Origin of the sequence: Desertibacillus haloalkaliphilus (assembly GCF_019039105.1) — a bacterium.
Lineage (GTDB): Bacteria > Bacillota > Bacilli > Bacillales > KJ1-10-99 > Desertibacillus > Desertibacillus haloalkaliphilus.
The window spans coordinates 1-6,877 of record NZ_JAHPIV010000030.1 but is presented as its reverse complement, the minus strand read 5'-3'; the positions used below and the strand labels follow the sequence as shown (position 1 = coordinate 6,877).

Below are 6,877 nucleotides of genomic sequence, written 5' to 3'. Positions count from 1 at the left end.
ATAGGACAGTAAGAGTTACGTGTTTTTTTATGCCCAAATTTTCACGAAACCCCAACAAATATTATAGAGCCATTTTTTTATTATTGAAAAAGCTTTGTTGCCACTGTTGATTTGACTTTGATGCCTTCACGATCTGGATAAACGAGCTCGTGTGAGAATTGCGGGAACGCTTCTTTTAGCTTTGCTTTTAACTGCTCCCCTTTATTCGGTGCCGTAAAGCAAATGATCGTCGGCCCTGCCCCACTTAATGCCGCTCCGTAAGCATCGTACTCATGAATCGATGCGAGGACGTCCTCAAGCCCTGGAACTAGTTCAGCACGGTACGGGTGATGATACAAGTCACGTACCATCATCTTTCCAGCTAACTCCCAATCACCACTGAAGATTGCAGCAACAAGCACATTACCGATGCTGCCGCCTTTGATCGCGTCTTTGTACGGTAAGCTTTCTGGTAAGACACCGCGAGCTTTTTTCGTTTTTAATTCTTCAGATGGTACCATTAACACCATTTCCACCTCTGGTGCTGGACACGGGACAACTTCCGTACTTTCCTCGGTATGTGTGCCGATAACAAGGCCTCCGTACACAGAAGCTGAGACATTGTCGGGATGCCCTTCCCAAAGACTGGCGATTCGCGCCTTTTCGCTTGATGGTAAGTTCGCATGTAGCAGTTGGTTAGCAAGCTCAATGCCGGCGACAATCGCAGCGGCACTGCTACCAAGCCCGCGTGCTAGTGGGATGTCACTTGCCATCTCAACATGGCAAGCCGGTAGCTCCATGTTGAGATCGTTGGCAACATGTTCACATACTTCATAAATTAAGTTGTCTTTCCCTGAAGGCACACCTTTTAGCTCTTGAGAGTCTGCTGAGAAGTACCACTCATCAGCAGGCGTCACTGTCAGTGTTAAGTAACGGTTGACAGCCAGACCAATAGAATCGAAGCCCGGACCTAAATTCGCTGAGCTTCCAGGTACTGAAATGACCATCTTCTCCTCGCTCACTGATTGACACCACCTTTAATTGCCGATAAAAATGCTTCTTCACTGTTTGGTAGCACCGTTGGCTTCACTGTGATCGTATCCATCGCTGTATTCGGATCTTTTAGTCCATTTCCAGTTAAGACACAAACGACTTTTGAGCCTTTTTTAATTTCTCCAGATTTGATTTGCTTTATAAGTCCAGCAATGGATGCACATGATGCAGGTTCCGCAAATACCCCTTCTTTGCTCGCTAACATTTGATACGCTTCAAGGATTTCTTCATCTGTTACATAGTCAACTTTTCCATTTGATTCACTTGCTGCATCAACCGCTTGTGACCAGCTTGCTGGATTTCCGATACGGATCGCTGTTGCCACCGTTTCTGGTGCTTCGATCACTTTATCTTGGACGATCGCTGCAGCACCCTCTGCTTCAAACCCACGCATTTGTGGCAAGCCTGTGTTGTGGCGCTCATGGTACTCTTTGAAGCCTTTCCAGTACGCTGTAATGTTACCGGCATTCCCGACTGGAATCGATAATACGTCCGGCGCTGAGCCGAGGGCATCGCAAATTTCAAATGCCGCAGTTTTTTGCCCTTCAATTCGGTATGGGTTGACTGAGTTCACGAGCGTAATCGGCTCTTTTTCACTAATGCTGCGCACGATATCAAGCGCATTGTCAAAGTTCCCTTGAATTTCAAAAATTTCTGCTCCGTACATCACCGCTTGCGCAAGCTTACCTAGAGCGATTTTGCCCTCAGGAATGACGACAAGACAGCGTAGGCCAGCACGTGCACCGTATGCGGCCGCAGCTGCTGATGTATTTCCAGTTGACGCACAAATAATCGTCTTGCTGCCTTCTTCCTTCGCTTTGGCCACCGCCATGACCATGCCGCGGTCTTTGAATGAACCTGTTGGGTTGGCTCCTTCAACCTTGACATGAATCTCAACACCTAGCTCCTCAGAGATTTGCTCTAACGGAATTAACGGTGTATTTCCTTCTCGAAGTGAAAGAAGTGGTGTATCTTCATTTACTGGTAAAAAATCCTTATATTCGTGTAATAAACCTTTCCATTTACTCATCGTTTATTGTCCTCCCTCAACGCGATAACTGCTCTCAACAGATTGTACGACCCCTAGTTCGTTTAATGCGTTATAAATATCCTCATATGTTTTACGTGACGTTGTATGTGTAATGATAATAACTTCTGCTACTTCACGACCTTCAACCGGCAGCTGTAAAAGCTTTTCAAAGCTTACGCCATGTTTAGCAAATAATGATGTAATCGCTGAGAAGGTTCCTGCCTCATCCGTCACAAGTAGGCGTAGGAAGTATTTAGACTCGATCTCTTCATCTGTCTTCAATTTCTTCTCATGCAATGGTGCCGGTACGGCATGACCATTCACCCCTAAGCGAAGGTTTTTCATCACGGCCACTAAGTCTGAAACGATCGCTGTAGCTGTTGGCAATGAGCCCGCTCCTGGTCCATAGAACATCGTTTCACCAACCGCTTCACCATAGACATAAACGGCATTGAATTCATCATTGACCGCTGCTAATGGATGTTCATTTGGAAGCAGCATTGGCTGTACGCTGACCTCAACACGGCCTTCCTTGCGCTTGGCAATCCCGATCAGTTTCATCGTATAACCTAATTGCTCTGAATACTTTAAATCTTCCTCCGTAACCGTTGTGATGCCACGAACGATTACATCCTCAAGACTCACTTCCATTGAAAAGCCGAGTGACGCGAGAATTGCCATTTTTCTTGCCGCATCAAGACCTTCGACGTCAGAAGTTGGATCACTTTCAGCAAAGCCAAGCTCTTGTGCTTCTTTTAAAACCTCATTGTAAGAGCTTCCGAACTTGCTCATCTTCGTTAAAATGTAGTTCGTCGTCCCATTGACGATTCCCATAATTTTTGTGATTCGATCAGATGACAAGCCATCGACGAGTCCACGGATGATCGGGATGCCACCTGCAACACTTGCCTCATAAAAGAGGTCACACTCGTTTTCTGAAGCAACTTGAAGCAACTCTGCCCCATGTAGGGCCATTAAGTCTTTATTCGCAGTGACGACGTGCTTTTTATTTCGCAGCGCAGTTAAAATATACTCCTTAGCCACTTGAATACCGCCCATCACTTCAATGACAACATCGATCTCAGGGTTTTCGATGATATCTTCAACCGTCGTTGTTAGTGCATTCGCATCAACGTCAACCGCACGTTTTTTATTCAAGTTTTGTACTAACACTTTTTTAACTGAAACAGTACTTCCGACTTGGTGGCGAAGTTCTTCTTGATGGCGATTAATGATCTCGATGACCCCGCTCCCGACTGTTCCAAGCCCTAAAAGTCCAACTGATATAGTGTTTGCCATGCTGCTCCACTCCCTACTCTATTATCCATTTGCGTTTACTTTTTATAATTTCTCACAACGCTTTTTGTATTCTCTGTGTAAACAAATGTTTTTCTATAATGGACATTATAGTCGGATTTCTATGACTTTACAAGAGGCCATTCTAAATTTTTTGAATGATTATACAACATTTTACCACAAGCCAATCCGATTAGCACTTGTACTGTAAAAGAATTCACACAATTATTGGGATGAGCGCAGCTTCTTGTCTGAGATTCTCTCAAGACGGGTAGGCCCTATTGGTACCACAGCATAGAAAAAGCCTAGAGACGACAATGTCTCTAAGCTCTGTTGGTTATGATTGAATCAATTCAAGTACTTGTTCTAGTAGTTTCTCCGGGGAATCGTTTTCAATTCGTTTCCCATCAATTAAGCCATGTGCCTTCGTTGGGCATTGATGGCAGTTGCCGATACAGCTAAATGTGTGCACTTCAACATCCGCAATGCCCTCAAGCGTTGCATACACCTCATCTGAGCAATTCCAGCGATTGATTTGACAGCACTCAACTTGATGCATTGGATCCCTTCTTTTCGACAAGGTCTTCATTCACGACCGCTACTGGCGCATGACCGTTTAGCACATTGGCGATGTTTGTGACAGTCATTTCAGCCATCTTCATGCGCGTTTCAAGGCTGGCGCTGCCGATGTGAGGAAGTGCAGTGACATTTTCAAATTGCAATAACGGATGATCAGCTTTGATCGGCTCACTAGCAAACACATCAAGACCTGCACCGGCGATTTCGCCATCTTTAAGTGCATCATATAAGGCGTCTTCATCGACAAGTCCACCACGTGAAGCGTTAATAAAAATCGCTGATGACTTCATTTCCTTAAATGCCTCTGTTGAAAACAACGCTTTCGTCTCAGACGTAAGAGGTGCAAGGCAAACGACAAAATCAGCTTGTTCAAGTAGTTCATCAAGACTGCAGTACGTTGCACCAAGCTCCTGTTCCGCCTTTTCATTGCGTGAGCGGTTATGATAAAGGATCTTCATATCAAAACCTGTCGCACGCTTTGCCGTCGCCTGGCCGATCCGCCCCATACCGACAATTCCAATCGTTTTGTGATGGATATCATGTCCAGCGAGTAAAAGCGGACTCCAGTTGATCCAGCGGTTGTCGCGGATATAACCTGATGCTTCAACGACCCGTCTCGCTGAGGCCATTAAGAGCGCAAATGTTAAATCTGCGGTCGTATCTGTTAGTACATCTGGCGTATTACAAACCATGATGTCTTTCTCGGTCGCTTCCGCTACGGCGATGTTATCGTATCCCACCGCCATGTTTGCCACGACTTTTAATTTTGGCGCAGCGTTAAGAACTTCTGCATCAATCTGGTCAGACACCATCGTAAATAAACCTTCAGCGCGCGCCGCTTCTTTTAGTAAAACATCTCTAGGAACAGGCTGATCTTCGTGTGGCCACATACCAACTTCAGCTATTTCCTGCAATGGTTGTAGAACGCTTTCTGGAACTTTTCGGGTAATGTATACGTAAGGTTTCATGCTCTCCTGCTCCTTTTTTCCTTCATCATCTCACACTTACGCTAACCAATCAACAACCGGAATACCAATTTGTGATGCTGGCAAGTTCAGTACGTAAAAAAAGTCTCGTAAGAACGCCTCATTTTCCTCTTCATGGCGAAGGACATCAAAAAATTGCTGCTCATATTGAATCTGTAGCTGCCTTGTTTGGCTTTGATAATAGTGCTCAACTGTCTCAAAATAAGTGAGTGGAAACAATAGACGCGCATAAATCATCCGCCAAGCATACTTTGAGAGCGGTTGTTTTTGTTCATATCCATCTAAAAAGTTAATGATTTCATGTGTTGTTACGTCTCCACTTAATGAAGTCGAACGCAGCCATTCCGCTAGATCACGCGTTGGGTGGTCAAAGATCAATTCACTTGGCAGCTTGATCGCACCTTGTGATGGTGACGCTGTCAGCCACGTTCGATCGGAAAAACGCTTATGACAAATCGTCCCGCCCTCTCTTCTGCGATAGCCTTCATCGAGGTCACTGTCGACCGCATATTGGATCGCATTCTCGGCCATTCCTAAATAATAAGGAAAAGAGACGAGAAATTCTTGGTCAACAACACTTTTCTGCGGCTGACTTTCAATGTAGCTGTACCAGCGCTCCAACTGATCTAAGCGCTTCTCCCAGAATACTTTCCACATGCCAAAATAATTATAATCATCTCGCTGCGCCGTAAAGCCAACACCTTTCTGATGAAAGAGCGCTAACTCCTGCCCTAATTCAAATGCGCCTGATTGACCCTGCTGGCGCTGATTCGTCTCAGGTAAATGGAAGAGATAGACATCCTCACCATCGACCGCGGCTACCTCTTCGCCGCTTACCGTCGGCACAAGCTCGGCAATCGCTTCTTCACCGTTCGTACGCAAATGTGTGGCCATTTGCAAGCCAGCCTGCATGTTATCAATATACTTACATGGAATCACTATATAGAGATTTCGCTGACTCAGAAAACCTTCATAATCACCAATCATCATCCGCTCTTCACAATGAAACTGGTAGTGATCATAAATATTGCGCTCAAACAAAAGACTCCCCCTCCTTCAACCGATACGCTCGATACCCATAGTCTATGACCCAAATACAGAAAAAGTGCCCCGTAATGGCACCATTACCTACACACAAATGGAAAAAATTGTGATAAACTAACAAAAGACGTATTCTTTCGGAGGTCACAAATGAAAAAAGCAATGATCATTACCTTTACCGTCGTACTTCTATTCATACTCATCGCAGGCGGTTTCCTATACTACCAAGTTGCAATTAAAGAGTATGAAACAGACGATGAACAACTAAATGAAATCTTCGCCACACAATTTGAAATAGAGGTGTCAGGCACCACGGTGCCTGACACCAAAGAAAAAGAGAAAGGACAAGCCACAAAGAGAACTGATGAAACGGAAACGACGAACGAAGAGAATGAAGTGAATGAAAAGCAGCAGTTATCCACAGAAGGAGAAGCCTCAACGGTGCCTGGCACCACTGCTGAGAAGATTCAAACAAAGTATGAGCCTGCGTTTAATCAGCTTGAAGACTATGCAACAAACCAACTCGATCAGCTCATTAACCGCGCTGTTGATGAATACCAAGAGAAGCAAGCCAGTGACGAGGGAATCTCGTATACGTACTTCTATTCGAAATACAAATCAGCTGCCGATCAGCTTGAAGCTCAAATCGACAGCCACTTTGATGAGATCTACACAACGTTAAAGGACGATCTTGAACAACACGGGCACCAAACAGATAAGGCATCGATCTATAAGGAACACTACGAAGCTGAGAAGAGAGCACGGATGAATGGGCTTTTGCAGAGGGTGGCTGAGTGGTTGTGAGGTTAAAAAAACCTCTAAGGTTAAGGTTATCCTAAGGTGACCCCAAAAAGTTAAACTTTTTTCGGAGTAGAAATCCTACTCCGATTTTTTGTTTTCTCAAGAATCTTCA

General features: G+C 44.9%; 7 protein-coding genes. 1 reads left to right on the top strand and 6 read right to left on the bottom strand.

Features of this window, described 5'->3' with window-relative positions:
* Nucleotides 1-80: 80 nt before the first annotated feature.
* The 6 genes from thrB to yutH all read right to left on the bottom strand — a co-directional run bounded on the left by thrB (nt 81) and on the right by yutH (nt 5,964).
* Entirely contained in the window at nt 81-1,001 is a 921-nt protein-coding gene (gene thrB, locus KH400_RS20590) for a homoserine kinase (RefSeq protein WP_312889308.1), read from the bottom strand.
* A complete protein-coding gene (gene thrC, locus KH400_RS20585) occupies nt 998-2,062 on the bottom strand; it encodes a threonine synthase (protein ID WP_217227849.1) in 1,065 nt (354 codons plus the stop codon). Before thrC ends, thrB begins: the two co-directional genes overlap by 4 nt.
* 3 nt (nt 2,063-2,065) lie before the next feature.
* On the bottom strand, nt 2,066-3,361 hold the full coding sequence (locus tag KH400_RS20580; protein ID WP_217227847.1) for a homoserine dehydrogenase: 1,296 nt from the start codon (nt 3,359-3,361) through the stop codon (nt 2,066-2,068).
* 334 nt (nt 3,362-3,695) lie between these two features.
* On the bottom strand, nt 3,696-3,917 hold the full coding sequence (locus KH400_RS20575) for a DUF1450 domain-containing protein (protein ID WP_217227845.1): 222 nt from the start codon (nt 3,915-3,917) through the stop codon (nt 3,696-3,698).
* A complete protein-coding gene (locus tag KH400_RS20570) occupies nt 3,904-4,905 on the bottom strand; it encodes a 2-hydroxyacid dehydrogenase (RefSeq protein WP_217227843.1) in 1,002 nt (333 codons plus the stop codon). Before KH400_RS20570 ends, KH400_RS20575 begins: the two co-directional genes overlap by 14 nt.
* A gap of 36 nt (nt 4,906-4,941) precedes the next feature.
* The gene (gene yutH, locus KH400_RS20565; RefSeq protein WP_217227840.1) at nt 4,942-5,964 is read right to left on the bottom strand and encodes a spore coat putative kinase YutH; all 1,023 of its coding nucleotides are present in this window, start codon (nt 5,962-5,964) and stop codon (nt 4,942-4,944) included.
* Nucleotides 5,965-6,114: 150 nt separating this feature from the next.
* On the opposite strand from yutH, the gene KH400_RS20560 reads away from it, so the two are divergent.
* Entirely contained in the window at nt 6,115-6,768 is a 654-nt protein-coding gene (locus tag KH400_RS20560; protein WP_217227838.1) for a hypothetical protein, read from the top strand.
* Nucleotides 6,769-6,877: the final 109 nt, after the last annotated feature.

What these genes read in the sequence shown, in the direction of transcription:
- thrC (WP_217227849.1), bottom strand. Translation starts at nt 2,062, where the DNA reads ATGAGTAAATGGAAAGGTTTATTACACGAATATAAGGATTTTTTACCA.
- KH400_RS20560 (WP_217227838.1), top strand. Translation starts at nt 6,115, where the DNA reads ATGAAAAAAGCAATGATCATTACCTTTACCGTCGTACTTCTATTCATA.
- KH400_RS20570 (WP_217227843.1), bottom strand. Translation starts at nt 4,905, where the DNA reads ATGAAACCTTACGTATACATTACCCGAAAAGTTCCAGAAAGCGTTCTA.
- KH400_RS20575 (WP_217227845.1), bottom strand. Translation starts at nt 3,917, where the DNA reads ATGCATCAAGTTGAGTGCTGTCAAATCAATCGCTGGAATTGCTCAGAT.
- KH400_RS20580 (WP_217227847.1), bottom strand. Translation starts at nt 3,361, where the DNA reads ATGGCAAACACTATATCAGTTGGACTTTTAGGGCTTGGAACAGTCGGG.